General features: G+C 40.1%; 19 protein-coding genes. 16 read left to right on the forward strand and 3 right to left on the reverse strand.

Annotated elements, in window-relative coordinates; translation table 11 throughout:
- Positions 1-196: 196 nt before the first annotated feature.
- The gene (locus FXF70_RS18265) at positions 197-1006 is read right to left on the reverse strand and encodes a mechanosensitive ion channel family protein (protein ID WP_148780875.1); all 810 of its coding nucleotides are present in this window, start codon (positions 1004-1006) and stop codon (positions 197-199) included.
- A 271-nt stretch (positions 1007-1277) separates the two neighbouring features.
- Between FXF70_RS18265 and ahpA the strand changes: the two genes are divergently transcribed.
- The 3 genes from ahpA to FXF70_RS18280 all read left to right on the forward strand — a co-directional run bounded on the left by ahpA (position 1278) and on the right by FXF70_RS18280 (position 3618).
- Positions 1278-1820, forward strand: a complete 543-nt coding sequence (ahpA, locus tag FXF70_RS18270) for a biofilm-specific peroxidase AhpA (RefSeq protein WP_007498654.1) — start codon at positions 1278-1280, stop codon at positions 1818-1820.
- 276 nt (positions 1821-2096) lie between these two features.
- Positions 2097-2555 carry a TlpA disulfide reductase family protein gene (locus tag FXF70_RS18275; protein ID WP_008345174.1) on the forward strand — a complete coding sequence of 153 codons (459 nt, stop codon included), beginning with the start codon at positions 2097-2099 and terminating at the stop codon, positions 2553-2555.
- Between the two features lie 481 nt (positions 2556-3036).
- Positions 3037-3618, forward strand: coding sequence for a Rok-like winged helix domain-containing protein (locus FXF70_RS18280; protein ID WP_017367156.1), 582 nt, complete (start codon positions 3037-3039; stop codon positions 3616-3618).
- Positions 3619-3680: 62 nt separating this feature from the next.
- Here FXF70_RS18280 and FXF70_RS18285 read toward each other — a convergent pair whose 3' ends face one another.
- A complete protein-coding gene (locus FXF70_RS18285) occupies positions 3681-4598 on the reverse strand; it encodes a coiled-coil domain-containing protein (RefSeq protein WP_148780876.1) in 918 nt (305 codons plus the stop codon).
- Positions 4599-4681: 83 nt separating this feature from the next.
- Here FXF70_RS18285 and FXF70_RS18290 point away from each other — a divergent pair, with 83 nt between their 5' ends.
- The 6 genes from FXF70_RS18290 to moaD are packed head-to-tail and all read left to right on the forward strand — an operon-like array spanning position 4682 to position 8812.
- On the forward strand, positions 4682-5263 hold the full coding sequence (locus tag FXF70_RS18290) for a molybdenum cofactor guanylyltransferase (RefSeq protein ID WP_041092412.1): 582 nt from the start codon (positions 4682-4684) through the stop codon (positions 5261-5263).
- A gap of 29 nt (positions 5264-5292) precedes the next feature.
- A complete protein-coding gene (locus FXF70_RS18295; protein WP_081114456.1) occupies positions 5293-6309 on the forward strand; it encodes a MoeB/ThiF family adenylyltransferase in 1017 nt (338 codons plus the stop codon).
- Positions 6310-6318: 9 nt separating this feature from the next.
- Positions 6319-7593, forward strand: coding sequence for a molybdopterin molybdotransferase MoeA (locus FXF70_RS18300; protein WP_187424780.1), 1275 nt, complete (start codon positions 6319-6321; stop codon positions 7591-7593).
- Entirely contained in the window at positions 7575-8102 is a 528-nt protein-coding gene (gene mobB / locus FXF70_RS18305; RefSeq protein WP_148780878.1) for a molybdopterin-guanine dinucleotide biosynthesis protein B, read from the forward strand. Before FXF70_RS18300 ends, mobB begins: the two co-directional genes overlap by 19 nt.
- Positions 8095-8586: a molybdenum cofactor biosynthesis protein MoaE gene (locus FXF70_RS18310; RefSeq protein WP_041092418.1), complete on the forward strand. Its 492-nt coding sequence runs from the start codon at positions 8095-8097 to the stop codon at positions 8584-8586. The genes mobB and FXF70_RS18310 overlap by 8 nt, the downstream gene beginning before the upstream one ends.
- Positions 8579-8812, forward strand: a complete 234-nt coding sequence (gene moaD / locus FXF70_RS18315; RefSeq protein WP_008345159.1) for a molybdopterin converting factor subunit 1 — start codon at positions 8579-8581, stop codon at positions 8810-8812. Before FXF70_RS18310 ends, moaD begins: the two co-directional genes overlap by 8 nt.
- A gap of 47 nt (positions 8813-8859) precedes the next feature.
- Here moaD and FXF70_RS18320 read toward each other — a convergent pair whose 3' ends face one another.
- Positions 8860-9237, reverse strand: a complete 378-nt coding sequence (locus tag FXF70_RS18320; RefSeq protein ID WP_008345156.1) for a Rok-like winged helix domain-containing protein — start codon at positions 9235-9237, stop codon at positions 8860-8862.
- Between the two features lie 518 nt (positions 9238-9755).
- On the opposite strand from FXF70_RS18320, the gene yknW reads away from it, so the two are divergent.
- From yknW to FXF70_RS18355, 7 genes are all read left to right on the forward strand, one after another.
- Positions 9756-10376 (forward strand): YknW family membrane protein, encoded by a 621-nt coding sequence (gene yknW, locus FXF70_RS18325; RefSeq protein WP_148780879.1) that lies wholly within the window; start codon positions 9756-9758, stop codon positions 10374-10376.
- A 20-nt stretch (positions 10377-10396) separates the two neighbouring features.
- Positions 10397-11503, forward strand: a complete 1107-nt coding sequence (locus tag FXF70_RS18330) for an efflux RND transporter periplasmic adaptor subunit (protein ID WP_148780880.1) — start codon at positions 10397-10399, stop codon at positions 11501-11503.
- Entirely contained in the window at positions 11500-12201 is a 702-nt protein-coding gene (locus FXF70_RS18335) for an ABC transporter ATP-binding protein (RefSeq protein ID WP_148780881.1), read from the forward strand. The genes FXF70_RS18330 and FXF70_RS18335 overlap by 4 nt, the downstream gene beginning before the upstream one ends.
- The gene (locus tag FXF70_RS18340; RefSeq protein WP_148780882.1) at positions 12188-13381 is read left to right on the forward strand and encodes an ABC transporter permease; all 1194 of its coding nucleotides are present in this window, start codon (positions 12188-12190) and stop codon (positions 13379-13381) included. The genes FXF70_RS18335 and FXF70_RS18340 overlap by 14 nt, the downstream gene beginning before the upstream one ends.
- Positions 13382-13716: 335 nt before the next feature.
- Positions 13717-14472 (forward strand): DeoR/GlpR family DNA-binding transcription regulator, encoded by a 756-nt coding sequence (locus FXF70_RS18345; protein ID WP_008345143.1) that lies wholly within the window; start codon positions 13717-13719, stop codon positions 14470-14472.
- Positions 14469-15380 carry a 1-phosphofructokinase gene (gene pfkB / locus FXF70_RS18350; RefSeq protein WP_017359406.1) on the forward strand — a complete coding sequence of 304 codons (912 nt, stop codon included), beginning with the start codon at positions 14469-14471 and terminating at the stop codon, positions 15378-15380. The genes FXF70_RS18345 and pfkB overlap by 4 nt, the downstream gene beginning before the upstream one ends.
- A gap of 13 nt (positions 15381-15393) precedes the next feature.
- On the forward strand, positions 15394-17286 hold the full coding sequence (locus FXF70_RS18355) for a PTS fructose transporter subunit IIABC (RefSeq protein WP_008345139.1): 1893 nt from the start codon (positions 15394-15396) through the stop codon (positions 17284-17286).
- Positions 17287-17359: the final 73 nt, after the last annotated feature.

Genomic DNA, 17359 nt, shown 5'->3' on the forward strand with positions numbered 1-17359 from the left:
AATGTAAGTGAGCAAGTGCTTCTCACAGCTGCCTGCCAGAACATGAAGAAGATTGCCACACACCTAGCAAAGCTAGGATAGGTGTGTGGGAGGCCTTTTTCATGTTTTTCCTTCAATCTCATCTATCATAATGATGGTGAAAATAAAAAAGATTGTAGAAAAACATGAGTTTCTCTACAATCTGAGAACCAGGATATTATGATCCTGGTTCTTTTTGCTCTTTGGCTAGATCAAGTGCTTCTTTCATTTTTTTGCGCAGAATTCGTTCGACACGCCACTGCTCCATCGTTTCAGTTTTTGCAATGATACGAAGGACGAGAGATGAGGAGCCAAATGCCTCCACTCCAACGACTTGAGGACCTTCGATGATTTGTGGCATGCCCTCACGAACTTCATCACAGGCTGCCTGCAAAGTGGTGATCATCTGATCCACATTTTCATCTGGGGATAATTCGATATCAACGAGTGCCTGCATCGTCCCTCGTGAATGATTGCTCACATTGAGTATACTTCGGTTCGGAATGAAATGAAGAGTGCCATCAAAGCTTCGAAGCTGTGTTGTTCTCAGTCCAATTTGTTCAACGATCCCATCGAAACCAGCAACCGTTATATACTCGCCGACATCAAATTGTTTTTCCAGCAGTATGAAGAAGCCTGTCACAATATCACTCACCAATCCCTGAGCGCCAAATCCAATGGCAAGTCCTACAACACCTGCGCCAGCCAGCAAGGCGGTTGGGTTATAATGAAATAAGTCGAGGATCATCACAACTAGAATAAAAATCAGCAAGTAGGCGAAAATATTTAAGGTAAGACTTTGCAGCGTTTGAGCTCGTGATAAAGAGACATCGTGCTTCTCAGAGAATGCTGAATAGGCACGCTTAATCATCTTATTTCCAATCGCTCTGATGATAAAATAAATCACAAAAATAGCAATGAGTTTTAGCAAAATCATACTGATATTCATGATGATGGAAACCCAATCTACTTGTTCAAGTGCTTTCATGATCTTCAAAACCTTTCTATGTATGTGCGAAATGAGAAGCTAATCATTTGTTCCCTTATGCAAGTCATGTTAAACTTTTAATAGTTGGAGCGAGAGATTGTGACAAATCGTTAATTAAATTTATTATTAATTAATATTGACTAAAAATCGCTTAAGTATTATAATTATATTTGTGAAGTTATTAACTAAATGAGAATTCAACCTGTTGATTCTCATTTTATATACAGCTAAGAAGTCTGTATAAAGATATTATTTTTGGAGGGATTTACATATGGCAGAGCGTTTTGTAGGAAAACAAGCTCCACGTTTTGAAATGGAAGCAGTACTTGCTAATAAGGAATTTGGTAAAGTGAGTTTAGAGGAAAACATCAAGAATGACAAATGGACAGTTCTTTTCTTCTATCCAATGGATTTCACTTTTGTTTGTCCAACTGAAATTACAGCAATGAGTGATCGTTATGATGAGTTTGAAGATTTAGATGCAGAAATCATTGGTGTATCTACTGATACAATCCATACGCATCTTGCTTGGATCAACACAGATCGTAAAGACAATGGTCTTGGAGAATTAAAATACCCACTAGCTGCTGACACAAACCACACAGTATCTAGAGAATACGGTGTTTTAATTGAAGAAGAAGGAATTGCACTTCGTGGTCTATTCATCATTAACCCAGAAGGCGAACTTCAATATCAAACAGTATTCCACAACAATATCGGTCGTGATGTAGATGAGACACTACGTGTTCTTCAAGCATTACAAACTGGTGGACTTTGCCCAGCGAACTGGAAACCTGGTCAAAAAACACTTTAATTGATAGTTGAAGAAACAGTCTAACTGGTGTTAGACCTTCAGATTGTTGACAAAGGGCTAAAATGTTGTTTATTTTAGCCCTTTGTCTTCTTTTCAGCGTGATAGAAAACCTTTGCAGCCCTAGGAAGGACGAGTACTGGCGCAAAGCGAATTTGACATTCGTGAGCACCAGCACGCAGGACTGACAAAGAATGCGAGGGTTTGTCTACACGCTGGGGTCTAACTGATGTTAGACCTTTTTGTTTCGAGACATACAATGGATGGAGGCGCTTCAAAATGAAATTACGTCAACCAATGCCAGAACTAACTGGTGCAAAAGAATGGTTAAATGGAGAAGTAACAAGAGAAGAATTAATTGGTGATAAACCAACATTGATCCACTTCTGGTCAGTTAGCTGCCACCTTTGTAAAGAGGCGATGCCGCAAGTGAACCAATTCCGTGATGAATACAAGGATCAACTAAACGTGATCGCAGTTCATATGCCACGTTCAGAGGATGACCTAGATCTAGAAAAAATCAAAGAGGTTGCAAATGAGCATGAAATCACACAGCCAATCTTTGTAGACAGCGACCATAAACTAACAGAAGCATTTGAGAACGAATATGTACCAGCTTATTATGTATTCGATAAAACAGGTGCTTTACGCCACTTCCAAGCTGGCGGAAGCGGTATGAAAATGCTTGAAAAACGCGTCAATCGAGTTCTTTCTGAGTCTGAAAAGGCTGCAGAATAGGCTTTCCCCCCATGAATGGGGGTTTTTTCATGGGGAAAAATAGGAGACATATTGCACTGGATGAATATGATTGTAGGTGGAATGCCTAAGAAAAGAGAAAATGAGGGATTTCATTAAAAAAATTCCCTGAAATAAAAAGGCATTATGACCTATTTACATTTTTATTTTGAAATGAAAATGTAAAGATTTTAACTTTTTACTATTCAGAACGTTTTTGCACAAAAGAAATTTCAGTTTGGTAAATAACTATATAAATCAAGTAGTATAAGCATTTATTCAAAATTTTTACAATATTTTAAAGGTGGTCAAAAGCCTATAGTGGCAATGAAATGGGTGCCGATTTTTCTTCTTTGGCAAAATTTTAGTTGGAAATACCTATCTGATAGCAAACTGTAAAATGATAAAAAAATAGTTGATAAAATTAGTTTTCTAATCTAATATTTACTATAGAATATTTTTTATATGATGAGGGGGAAATCCATTGTTTAATGAGAGGGAAGCGTTACGTTTACGATTGGAACAATTAAACGAAGCAGAAGTAAAGGTCATCCGTGAATATCAAATTGAACGAGATGCGATTTACGCAAAACTAAGAGAATTAGACCGTCAAGGTACAGGTCTCGTCACAGATACAAAAAAAGAAGTGCGTACAGAGAGAAAAACGGATTCATTGCCTGTATTAGCTGAGCTGGCTGCACAAGAAATGAGAAGCTACCAGCAGCCTGCGCAAACGCAGTCAAACGTTACATCATCTTTAGGAACAGGTCAGCTAAATGGTGCACCTGTAGGTATTCCTGAAGGATCTACAAGACGCAGAAGAGGCACAGCTAGACCTGGATCAAAGGCAGCTAAGCTTCGTGAAGCTGCAATCAAAACATTAAAGCGTCATAATGCGGCGATTAAAAGCTCTGAACTCCAAAAAGAGATTGAAAAAGAGAGCGGTCTTGAAATTCCAAATATGACAACGTTTATGCAAAGCTTAATTAAAATGTACCCAGAAGTGAAGAAACCTTATCGCGGACAGTATATTTTAGAAGGCGACATTCAAACAGAAGACGAATAAATAAAAAAGAAACTGCTGGGCGTAAATGCCAGCAGTTTTTTCTTGCGTACGTGATGAATGAATCACTTTTTTTGATTAACTGTATAGACAATCTTTCGTTCTTTGGGCATGTTGTCGCGCTGTTTTTTAAATCCATCGATCTTCACTGTCATGACCTCTCCACTCCGCTGCACCGCATCAACTTTTGCCTGGAGCGTTTCTACTTGTTCGTTTAGTTTCTTCAAAATCGGTCCTATTTCTTCGGTTGTTTGTAAAATAGGGTCTTGTGAGAACGGCTCGGCATTTGTTTGGGCTGACTGGTCGATATCAGCAAAATGAGAAGCGATCCATTCCTCGCTTTCGGCCAACTGTTTTTGGTAGCTCGTGAGCGTTTCATAAAAAATGGCTTCTTTTGCTTTTTCGATGTGCAGTAATTTTTCTTGTGTTTCATAAAAACGCTCCTGTAGATGCCGGACGCCTTCTTGTAATAAATGAAGCTCTGCGTTTTTATCGCCTAGAGTTTGCTGCAGTTTTTCAATCACAGCGGATAAAGTATTTCCTTTTTTCTCCTCTTTTGCAAGCTGTTTATCTTGGTCTAGTAATCGCTCCTGTAGTTGCTGAGACATTTCCTTATATTTTACAACCTTCAAATGCAATCGGTGCTTTTCCTCTGTTTCTTTTCGTCTATGATAGGTTTCCTTTTGCAGCATTTCATGAAGAAGGACGATTTTATGTAATAATTCCGATTTGCTATAAGAGAGATCTTGTATTTTAGATGATGCTTCGTCTTGGTCAATGGTCATTTCATCCAATTGTTGTTTTAATTGAGTGAAATCCTTTTTCATCTCATGATATTCTTGAGATAGCTTCTTGTTTTTAGCATAGGTATACGTGGACTGTAAATCTGAAATTATCTGTTGATATTTGGCCGTTTCAGCTTTTAAAAATAGATTTTCTTGAGACAGATCATGGAATAGGGGAGAAGCATGGCGCCGGTTCATAGGTAGACCCTCCTTATTCATGTTATCAATAAAGTATGCGAAATGAGTGCGATTAGAACAACCATATCAAAGGGGATGAGATGATGAGAATAGTGAATGTGATACTAGCCGGAGGTGCTTCTAGGCGTTTTGGAGAGCCAAAGGCAAGTCATGTCTATCAGGGGAAACCACTATATGAACATGTGAAAGAGCAACTTTTGAAAGGGGAAACCATCATCATCAGTCACCCGAAGCTTCTGCCTTTTTTCAAAGCAAGAGGGGAACAAGCTGTTTGGTTAGATGATGAACAGGTACGTGGGTATGGCCCGCTTGCAGGTATATATACCGCTATGCAAAAGCAAGAAGCAGAGTGGTATTTAGTGACGGCATGTGATATGCCATTCATACGAAAAGAGACAGCCGTCGCTTTATCTTCTTATTGCCATAAGCATGTAGATGCTGTGGTTCCGATGGTGCAGGGAAGATTACAGCCGTTATTTGCGCTTTATCACCGCCGCAGTCTTCCGTTTATTTCTGCGTGTTTAAAAGAGAATCAATTAGCTATCAAAGACTTACTGCAAAAACTTCACGTCCAGGTTGTTCCAGCCGACGAACTGAACGTGGCACCAAATGAATTTCATAATATCAATAAAAGAAGCGATTTACCTGAAAACGGTATGATATGATACATAAAAACGAGAAGGAGAGAACAATATTGAACGAGCGATATTCAAGGCAAATCTTGTTCCCTCCGGTAGGCGAAAAAGGGCAGTCTGCACTTGCCGAAAGTCATGTCCTTATTGTTGGAGCTGGTGCACTTGGAACAGCATCTGCTGAAGGGCTTGTCCGATCTGGAATTGGTACTTTGACGATTGTAGATCGTGATTATGTCGAATTCTCAAATTTACAGCGGCAGCAGCTGTACACTGAACACGATGCAAAGATGCATGTGCCAAAAGCGGCAGCAGCTAAAAAACGTCTCCAAGAGATCAACCATGAAGTGACCATTCACGCTCTTATTGAAGATGCAGGAGTAGAGCTGTTAAGACCTTTATTCCGAAAAGCAAATATCGTCATTGATGCGACTGATAATTTTGAGACAAGAATGGTGATGAATGACTTATCATTAGAAACAAATACGCCTTGGATTTACGGTGCCTGTGTGAGCAGTCAGGGAATGTATATGACCATTTTGCCGGGCAAAACACCTTGCTTATCCTGTGTGTTTACCTCAGTGCCTGTTGGGGGTTTGACATGTGATACAGCTGGTATTATTTCTCCTGCTGTCCAAATGGTGTCGGCTTATCAGCAAACAGAGGCATTAAAATATTTAACTGGGCATGAAGAGCAAATGGAGCGAAAGTTTGTCACGTTTGATTTGTGGCAGTCGTCTTCGTTTAAAATGGATGTATCTCGTACGAAGCAGGAGAGCTGTCCATCTTGCGGCATAAATAGAACGTATCCATATTTAGATGAACAGCGAAAAAAAACAGCGATTCTTTGCGGGCGTGACACCATTCAGATCATATCGAAGGATTTAGAAAACCTTTCATTTCAGCATGTAAAAGAGCGTCTGTCATCTATTTGTGAGGTGGAAGTGAACGATTTTTTAATTCATATACGCTATGAAAGACACCGTATCGTTTGTTTTAAAGGAGGACGTGTATTAATCCATGGGACAAATGATGAAAGAGTAGCCAATTCATTACTAGCAAGACTGCTAGGCATATAGGAGTGAGAAGTGATGGAAAGACGACAGCCAATTCCAGTAGAAGAGGCAGTAAAGAAAGTCCACCAATTTCAAAAACATGGACAAGTCGAATGGGTTCCTTTAAAGAACAGCCTTGGAAGATGGATTGCAGAGGATATTTTAGCAGACCATGATGTTCCTGCCTTTGATCGTTCTCCGTATGATGGTTTTGCACTTCGAGCAGAAGATACAAAGGATGCATCGAGCGAGCATCCGGTTGAATTTGAGGTCATTGATCATATAGGGGCAGGTATTGTTTCTGCAAAAACGATCGGTCCTTTTCAAGCGATTCGCATCATGACAGGAGCGAAGATTCCAAAAGGAGCAAATGTTGTGATCATGCTCGAATTGACGAAAACGTTTGAAAAAGACGGTAAATCAATGATGTCACTTAAAAGACCTCTGAAAAAGGGTGACAATATTTCTCGGCAAGGAGAAGAGACCCTCAAAGGGAACGTCATGATCAAAAAAGGCTCAAAAGTTACCCCAGGCGTGACGGCGATATTGGCAACGTTCGGATATGCGGTTGTGCCAGTCGTCAAAAAACCGGTGATCGGTATCATCTCAACAGGTACCGAGCTCCTACAAGTAAGTGATGCCATGGTGGACGGTAAAATTAGAAATAGTAACCTAAGTATGGTGTACGCTCAGGTTCTTGAAGCTGGAGGAGAACCGCTTGATTTAGGCGGTGTATCCGATGATTTTGATCAAAGCTATGAAGCCGTAAAAGCAGCCTTAAGCAAAGTTGATATGCTCATCACAACAGGTGGTGTATCGGTAGGTGATTTTGACTTTTTACCTGCTATTTATGAAAAACTAGGTGCAGATGTGTTGTTTAATAAAGTGGCGATGAGACCTGGAAGTGTGACGACCGTTGCTGCGTTGTCAAATGGTCAATTGCTTTATGGGCTGTCAGGAAATCCGGCTGCCTGTTTTGTTGGCTTTGAACTATTTGTCAAACCGATCATTTATAAATGGTGTTTGAAAGAAAATCCATTTCCCGTTTTTGCTGAGGCGAAGCTGACACATGATTTTCCAAAAGCCAATCCATTCACTCGATTTGTTAGAGCATCACTTGATTTCGCTGGCAGCCAGCTGAGTGTGACGCCAACAGGTCTTGATAAATCTAGTGCGGTGACATCTATTGCTCATGCTGATTGTTTCATTGTTTTGCCTGGAGGAACAAGAGGGTTTAGTGCAGGTGACCAGGTCAGCGTTCTGTTATTTCACCACGAAGGCGGTGCTACATGTTGGATGACAAATTAAACATTCTACAAGTCGTGGGCTTTCAAAATAGTGGTAAAACGACGCTGATCGAAAAATTATGTCAGCTGGCGGATGAAGAAGAAATGAAGCTAGGCTGCTTGAAACATCATGGACATGGCGGAAAACCAGACCGTCTGTTCAAACAAAAAGATACGGATCGATATGTTCAAGCGGGTGCGTTTGCTGCTGGTGTGGAGGGAGAAGGTGAATGTCACTTTTTCATGCAGCACATGACGTTTGCACAACTAGTCAACATGTGTCAGCATCTTCCTTTAGATGCCGTCTTGATTGAAGGATACAAACAGGCGCCTTACCGCAAAATCCTGTGTGTCAAAGACCAACAGGAACTCATTTATCTTTCGACACTTTCTCATATACAAGCAGCCATTTATTTCAATAAAGAAATACAGTTCTCCGAGAAATACCCGTTTCCTGTGTTTTCAGCATTTGACAAGCGCGGGATCACATTTGCTTTTAATTTATTGAAGGGGGAAGCCTCGTATGAATGAACTTTTTAACATCACAAAAGAGCCAATTGATGTGAATGAATTGATTCAGCATGTTACAAGACGCAAAGCGGGAGCCATTACGACATTCATAGGCACGGTAAGAGAATGGACAAATGGCAAAAAAACGCTGCGTTTAACATATGAAGCATACATACCAATGGCGGAAAATATGTTGAGTCAAATTGGACAAGAAATTAAAAAACGCTGGCCTGATACAGAAGCTGCCATTGTGCATCGTATTGGAACTCTTGAGATATGTGACATTGCAGTGGCAATAGCTGTTTCATCACCTCATCGGAAAGCTGCATACGAAGCCAATGAATATGCGATTGAACGAATAAAGGAAATAGTTCCTATTTGGAAAAAGGAATACTGGGAAGATGGAGAGGCTTGGATAGGTGATCAGCTTGAAACCGTTTCTTACCCTGAAGGAAAACCTAGTACTCTCCAACTTAACGAGAAAGAAGGGAAGCGGCATGATTAGCGTATTATTGTTCGCCGGCCTTGCTGAGAAGGCCGGTAAACAACAAATCATCATTCAAAAAGATCAAACAACGGTTGATGAGATTAAAATAGAATTACAGGAGGTATATGGTGTTGATACTGCACAAAACGTGATGGTTGCAGTCAACGAAATATATACGAGGGGAAATGCTGAAGTGCGTAGCGGGGACACTGTTGCACTCATTCCTCCTGTAAGTGGTGGATAATAGATATTAGAGGATTTGGTTATGGCCAGCGGCTGTAACCAATTTTTTTATGTGTGAAAAGATTGTAGAGGTACTTGGGTATGATCTTCGTAAATAAAACATCCCCGGCGTGCTTTAGAAATGTGAGGATCGAGCTGTTGAATGAGATCATACAATTCGCTGATTCGTCTCACATTGAAATCTGTTTGAGCTTGAAGCTGTTCTTTTAGTTCTTTTGTGCTCACGATGCTTCCCTTTTTTTCTTTAATAATATCTACACACCTTGCTGCGTAGTATATTTTGTCATTAGAAGGTCTGCTTTCTTTCATATCAAGTAATTTGAGCTCATGATAAATCAGTTCTCTTTCCTTTCTAAAGTATTGCCATGCTTCTTGTTCCTTTTCATAAAGTAAAATCAATTGCATTTTCAATTTTTCTCTTAACATTCACTTGACTCCATTTCCACTATCATTTAACCTACCTCTATTTTACATTATATGAAAAAATAACATTTGATCAAGTAAAATCCTTTTATTTTTATTTTTTTAATATGAAAGTATTGATACTAAAGGCTCATCTGTTCTATAAAAGGCGCTAAACATAGTCCTATAAAGCCGGGATTCATTGAAATTACTAGGAATATTTTAACAAAAAATTGTTGTGTCTAAATGAGACCATCTGAATCCAAAGGAAAAGGATATTTATTCCGAAAGACATGTTGTTTACTTCATAAACTGTTTTTCAGTCAGTAAAATCATGATTTTTTCATATGAATATGGTCGGATCAAGGTATAATTTGAAGGATGTCGTTCATGAAAATAGAATAATAGATTCAATCCTATCACTATGAAAATAAGAAAATCAAATGATCTATCACTTATTGGCAATCTTTTGATAAAATAGAAACAACAAGAGTATGAAAAAACGATTCCATACTTACAGCACATGGAGAGGATGACATTTGATGAAAGAAACAACGCAAAAACCCACAATAATTGGAGTAAGCACTAGACCATCAGAGCATTTAAAAAGAGTGTGGGAACATCCATTCGTTTGGTGGCCTTTATCATGTGTGCTTGTATTAACAGTTGTTGTCACTTATTTGTCTCAGCTAGTGAATGAAGGATTGTGGGCAGATTTAATTTTGCCAATCCCTTTCGTTTATGTGATCACGCTCATTGGTCTGGTCATTGGGATTGTGATTAACGCTGCTGTATACAAGCTCATCGTCTTTTTAGCAAAAGGTGATGCAACATTTCATCAGCTGTTTTCAGGTGTACTGTATATCACGCCTATTACGATCATTGGTACGATTATTTCTCATTTGGCGATCATTTTTTTTCATGTGCCAAAAGATATCACGGTTACTTCATTAAACGCATTCATTCGAATGTCTGGTCCATGGCATGCCGTGTTAGCCAATATCGATCTTTTTGTGATCTGGAATCTTGTTTTAACAGGCTTTTTATTGATCAAAGTCGGCCGCACTTCGCCAAGAATATCTTGGGTTATTGTGAGTGTCTTTTATGTATTATCTTTAATTTTTCAATATGTAGGAACTACGATCACCATCAACATGCAGTAAGCTGGGGGTAGAATGTTTTTATGAGAAAGAAAATCATCATCGGATCCATTTTGATTATTGTGATTGGTTTATTTATTGGATTTAACATTGCAAAAAACCAATCAAAACCTGTGTCTACGGCAGCATTTAAAACAGTTAAACTCACACCAAAAGAAATAACCTCTAAGGTGATGACGCCTGGAACACTTTCATTCTCGGAGGAGCAATTCATTTATACAGAAGAGGAGAAGGGAAGCCTGAATCATATCGCTGTGAAAGAAGGAGAAAAGGTGAAAGTTGGAACACCGCTCCTGACATATGAAAATAAGGAACTGGAGCTTGAAGAACAGCAGCAAGCACTTGCGGCTGAATCAAGTACACTAAAGCTTGAACAATTACAAAATAGACTCAATACATTAGATGAAAATCAGGGGAAAAAGGCGGGCTCTGATTCGAAAAACGAGCGAGATCAGCTTGAACTCGAACTCAAAGCTGCTGAATTAGAGCAAAAACAAGCGGAGCTTAACCAAGAAAAAGTAAAGGCACAAATAGAAGATTTAACGATACATAGCAAAATTGAAGGAACAGTCATCTCCATCGAGCAAGATGCTGGCGCAGGGAAGCTAGAAGAGAGGCAGCCGGTGATCCATATTGGCAATGAGAAAAAAATGATCGTACGAGGCTTAATCACTGAGTATGACGCTATGAAAGTCAAAAAGAAACAAAAAGTAAAGGTAACGTCTGATGTCATTCGCGGAAAGAGCTGGCAAGGAGTGGTGAAAAAAGTGGGCGCTGTGCCTGCCCAGTCAACAGCAGAAACAGCTGCTAGTGATCAAACCGTACAATATCCAGTCGAAATTGAAATAAAAGGGAAAAAGCCGGATGCAAAACCAGGCTTTAAAATGATCATGGAAATTGAAACGGACAAGCGTCAAGTGCTCACAATTCCTGAAACAGCCGTGAAAAAAGAGAAAGATGGATCATACGTTTATGTTGTTGAAAAGAATGCACTGAAGAAAGTAAAAGTGACATTAGGTGAAACGTCAGGTCAAGATCTTGAAGTGACGAAAGGTTTAACAAAAGAAGATCAAATCATTGCAGAGCCATCAGATGATATGTATGACGGAATGGAAGTGAATGCTGAATGATTCAGCTTTCAAACGTGACAAAAAGCTACGAAGTCGCTGAGGAGACATTTGATGTATTAAGTGATGTGAACCTCGTCATTGGTAAAGGCGAGTATATGTCCATTATGGGCCCGTCCGGTTCTGGAAAATCAACGTTAATGAATATCATTGGCTGTTTGGACCACCCGACCTCCGGACAGTACCATTTTCAAGGTATGGAGCTGTCGGCAGCAAAGGATCAAGAACTCGCAGTGATTCGAAATCGATCCATTGGTTTTGTTTTTCAACAATTTTATTTACTGCCTAGATTAAATGCGAGGCGAAATGTTGAACTTCCGATGATTTACGCTGGTATCAGTCAAAAGGAAAGAAAAGAACGTGCGGAAATGGCACTTGAAAAGGTTGGTTTGGCAGATCGAATGAAGCATATGCCAAACGAGTTGTCAGGGGGTCAAAAGCAAAGAGTAGCCATCGCACGTGCGATTGTCAATGAGCCGAAGCTCATCTTGGCAGATGAACCAACAGGCGCTCTTGATTCAAAAACGAGCGGCTCGATTATGGAACAGTTTACAAAGCTCAATGAGGAAGGAACAACGGTTGTGCTCGTTACTCATGAAGAAGAAATAGCTGCGTATACAAACCGGATAGTCGTTGTAAGAGATGGACGCTTCGTTCAAGATAGATTGATACAAGGAGACGCAATGAATGAAACTCTTTGAAAATATTAAAATAGCGCTGAATTCTGTCCTAGCTCATAAATTGCGGTCTATTTTAACAATGCTTGGAATTATTATTGGGGTTGGATCAGTGATTGCAGTCGTTGCCATCGGTCAAGGCGGAGAGCAAATGCTGAAAGAATCAATTTCAGGGCCAAACAATACCATTGATATGACCTATACACCCTCTGATGAGGAGTTAAATGCGAATCCTAATGCGTTATTTGAAGCCACATTTACTGAAGAAGACATTCAAAGTGTTCAAGCATTGAATGGGGTTAAACAGGTTGCCTCCTCCACTGCACAAGGCATGCAATTAAGATTCCAAGATACAACAATAGATGCAACGGTCAATGGGATTAATGAAGGCTACACGAATGTACATTCATTACATATATCAGAAGGACAGGACTTACGTGAAATCGATTTTAGGAGCGGAAGAAGGGCAGCTGTTATTTCAGAAGGGATACAAAAAGAATTATTTAATGGAGAGAAGGCAGTAGGCGAGTTGATTTGGATGAATGGACAGCCGGTTGAGGTGATCGGAGTTTTAGCAAAACAGGAAGGGCTGTTTTCATTTGATATGAATGAAATATATGTCCCTTTTGCAATGCTGACAACTGCATTTGGTGTGAAAGAATATGATAAGTTGTCTATTCAAGTCGCACATGCTGATCAAATGAAAGAAGTAGGAAAGAGTGCGGCTGCACGCTTAAATGAAAATCACCATACAGAAGATGCTTACGAAATGATCAATCTGGAAGAGATTGCAGCAGGCATTGGTCAGATTACGTCTGTCATGACAACAATCATTGGCTCAATTGCTGGTATCTCATTACTTGTCGGCGGCATTGGTGTCATGAATATTATGCTCGTATCTGTCACAGAAAGAACAAGAGAAATTGGAATTCGAAAGGCACTTGGGGCAACTAGGGCTCAAATACTCGTTCAGTTTTTAATTGAGTCTGTCGTCCTTACACTGATCGGTGGGTTACTTGGAATCGCTCTTGGCTTAGGAGGTGCTTCACTTGTGTCACTGTTTGCAGGGTGGCCTTCTCTTGTATCGTGGCAAATCGTATGTGGAGGCGTCCTATTTAGTATGCTCATTGGTATTATTTTTGGACTGATTCCTGCCAATAAAGCAGCGAGGCTCGATCCGATTGAATCACTTAGATATGAATAATCCTAAAGTTAACTTTCAAGGTGCTGACAAGAAGGTAGAACGAGATATATTGCCTGCTGCTCCGCACCTGAAGCTTTTATGCAAAACGCATAAAGGCTTTTTTTCGTTCAATTGAATGAAATGAAAAATGATAGAAATGCTAATATCATGACTTTCTTCTCAATGTCACATATTTTTCAGTTTACAAATGGTACATATAAAGGTAAGATGACCATTGTGAAAGATTTTGATAGTTATTGAATGTATTTGATTGTTTTGTATTGATAATGTTGAAAAAAGCGATTACAATAAAGGTGCGCGCAAAATGAATACGTTTTCAAAAGGGGGTGTTTTCAATGCTCACACCAGAAAGACATCAACTCATTATCGACTATTTAGAAGAAAACGATGTCATCAAAATACAGGACTTAACGATTATGACGGATGCGTCTGAATCTACAATTAGAAGAGATTTATCAGCCCTCGAAGAAAAAGGCTTTCTTAAAAGAGTTCACGGAGGAGCTGCTAAAATATCTAGTATTCGTCTTGAACCAGATGTGTTTGAGAAATCTGCCAAAAACCTTCATGAAAAGTCATTGATTGCAGAGGCAGCTGCATCACTTTTAAAACAAGGCGATTGTATTTACTTAGATGCTGGTACGACAACACAGCAAATGATTGACTTTATCGATCCAGATCAAGATATCGTGGTGGTGACAAATGGTGTCATGCACATTGAAGCACTCATGAGAAAAGGCATTTCTTTTTACCTGATAGGCGGATCAGTGAAACATCGAACAGGAGCCATGGTGGGAGCCGCAGCTTTGACAGCTATGGAAAATTACCGTTTTGACAAAAGCTTTGTTGGGACGAACGGCATTCATCCCGAGGCAGGGTTTACAACACCTGATCCAGAAGAAGCGCTCATTAAAAAAAGAGCCATGAAGCAGGCGAAAAAAACCTACATCTTAACAGATGCCTCAAAGTTTGGCGAAATATCGTTTTCAACCTTTGCTAGTTTACAGGAAGCGACCATTATCACAAACGACGCAAAAGAGGATTCATTCGATAATTACCATGAAAAAACGGTTATAAAGGTAGTGAAAACATGATTTATACAGTTACTTTAAACCCATCAGTTGATTACATCGTACACGTGGAGGATTTTGCGGTCGGCGGTTTAAATCGTTCAACCTATGACAAAAAATATCCAGGTGGTAAAGGAATCAATGTCTCAAGGCTTTTAAAACGGCACGGTGTTGAATCAAAAGCACTTGGATTCATTGGCGGTTTTACAGGCAAATATATTCAAGACTTTTTACAAAACGAACAATTACAAACAGCCTTTCATGAGGTGTCAGAAGATACACGTATCAATGTGAAACTAAAAACAGGCGAAGAAACAGAAATCAACGGGCTCGGTCCAAGTATTACTGAAGCACAGTTCGATTCGTTTTTATCCCAATTCACTTCATTAACAGAAGGCGATGTCGTTGTATTAGCAGGTAGCATTCCTTCTTCACTGCCTCATAACACATATGAGCGCATTGCTGAGGTATGTGCGAAGCAAGGGGTAAGAGTAGTACTTGATATTTCTGGAGAAGCCTTAAAAAAAGCAGCAGATCTGAAACCATTCTTAATGAAACCAAACCATCATGAGTTAGGTGAAATGTTTGAAACCAGTATTTCATCTGCAGAAGAAGCCATTCCTTATGGGAAAAAGCTGTTGGAACAAGGTGCTGAACATGTCATTGTATCTATGGCTGGAGACGGCGCTCTCTTATTCAGTAAGGAAGGGATCTTTCAATCTAATGTTCCAAAAGGCAAGCTGATCAACTCAGTTGGTGCAGGGGATTCAGTCGTTGCAGGATTCTTAGCTGGCGTTTCTAAAGGCCTTTCCATAGAAGAATCATTTAAGCTTGGCGTCACATCAGGAAGTGCTACAGCATTTTCTGAGGAACTTGGAACAAAAGAGCTTGTCGATACATTATTGCCACAAGTAAAAGTCACACGCATTTAAAGGAGGAGTCATCATGAAAATTACAGAACTACTCACGAAGCATACGATTAAGCTTCAATTAGACAGCCAGCAAAAAGAAGCCGTTATTGAAGAACTGGTCACTGTATTAGATACAGCTGGTAAATTAAATGATAAAGAAGGCTACAAAGCAGCTGTTGTTAATCGTGAAAAACAAAGCTCTACGGGAATCGGAGAAGGAATTGCGATTCCTCATGCGAAAACAGCAAGTGTGAAAGAACCTGCCATTGCATTTGGCCGTTCAACAGCTGGTGTAGACTATGAATCATTAGACGGACAGCCAAGTCATCTTGTCTTTATGATTGCAGCAACTGAAGGCGCAAACAACACGCATTTAGAAGCACTTTCTCGTTTATCCACACTTCTCATGCGTGAAGAGATCCGAAAGCAGCTTCTTGAAGCGGCTACTGAAGATGAAATCATTGAAATTATCAATACACATGATAAAGACGATGAAGAAGAAGAGGAAGTCAAAGAGGAACCGGCTGCACCGGGAAAACCTGCTAAAATTTTAGCGGTGACAGCTTGTCCAACAGGCATCGCGCATACATTTATGGCCGCAGATGCTTTGAAAGAAAAAGCAAAAGAAATGGGCGTTGACATTAAAGTTGAGACAAACGGCTCTAGTGGAATTAAACATGCCCTGACAGCAAAAGAAATTGAAGAAGCGCCAGCTATTATTGTGGCAGCTGATAAACAAGTTGAAATGGAACGCTTTAAAGGCAAACATGTCATTGAAGTACCTGTGACAGCTGGAATTCGCCGTCCGCAAGAATTGATCGAAAAAGCCATCAATCAAGATGCACCGATTTATAAAGGTTCAGGCGGCAGTTCTTCAAAAGATGAAAATGAATCGTCAGGTAAGGGAAGAAGTGGATTCTATAAGCACTTAATGAGCGGTGTAAGCAACATGCTTCCGTTTGTTGTTGGGGGCGGTATCCTCGTTGCGATTTCATTCTTCTGGGGAATTAACTCAGCTGACCCTAAAGATCCTTCTTTCAATTCATTTGCAGCTGTATTAAAAGGGATTGGCGGAGATAATGCACTTGCCTTAATCGTTGCTGTATTAGCTGGATTTATCGCAATGAGTATTGCAGACCGTCCAGGTTTTGCACCAGGTATGGTTGGCGGATTCATGGCCTCTGCAGCAGGTGCTGGATTCTTAGGCGGATTGATTGCTGGTTTCCTTGCTGGTTACATTGTGGTGCTGCTCAAAAAAGTATTCACTTTTGTACCACAGTCGCTTGATGGTATTAAACCAGTTCTGCTCTATCCATTGTTCGGTATTTTCTTTACAGGGATTATCATGCATTACATCGTCAACACACCTGTTAAAATGGTCATGGACGGATTAACACACTGGCTTGAATCACTTGGTACTGGAAACCTTGTACTAATGGGGATTATTTTAGCTGGTATGATGGCCATTGATATGGGTGGTCCGATTAACAAAGCGGCCTACACATTTGGTCTTGCGATGATTGCTGCTGGCAACTATGCACCGCATGCTGCGATTATGGCAGGCGGAATGGTGCCGCCGCTAGGAATTGCCCTAGCGACAACGATCTTTAGAAACAAATTCTCTAAACGTGACCGCGAAGCAGGTATTACATGTTACTTCATGGGAGCTGCGTTCATTACTGAAGGGGCGATCCCGTTTGCAGCGGCAGATCCTCTGCGCGTCATTCCTTCAGCTGTGATTGGTGCAGCAGTTGCAGGTGGATTAACAGAATTCTTTAGAGTGACGCTTCCTGCACCGCACGGCGGACTATTCGTTTTCTGGGTAACAAACCATCCAGTTCTTTACATCATCAGCATCTTAATCGGTGCCATTGTTACAGCGCTACTTCTCGGAATTCTAAAAAAACCAGTCCGACAAGAAGCTTAATTTGAAAAGAAGCATCGTGAAGAGCGGTGCTTCTTTTTGTTTAATTATCAATAAATTAGGAAAAAATATCTAA

Source organism: Bacillus sp. Y3, from assembly GCF_008123875.1.
Lineage (GTDB): Bacteria > Bacillota > Bacilli > Bacillales > Bacillaceae > Bacillus > Bacillus altitudinis.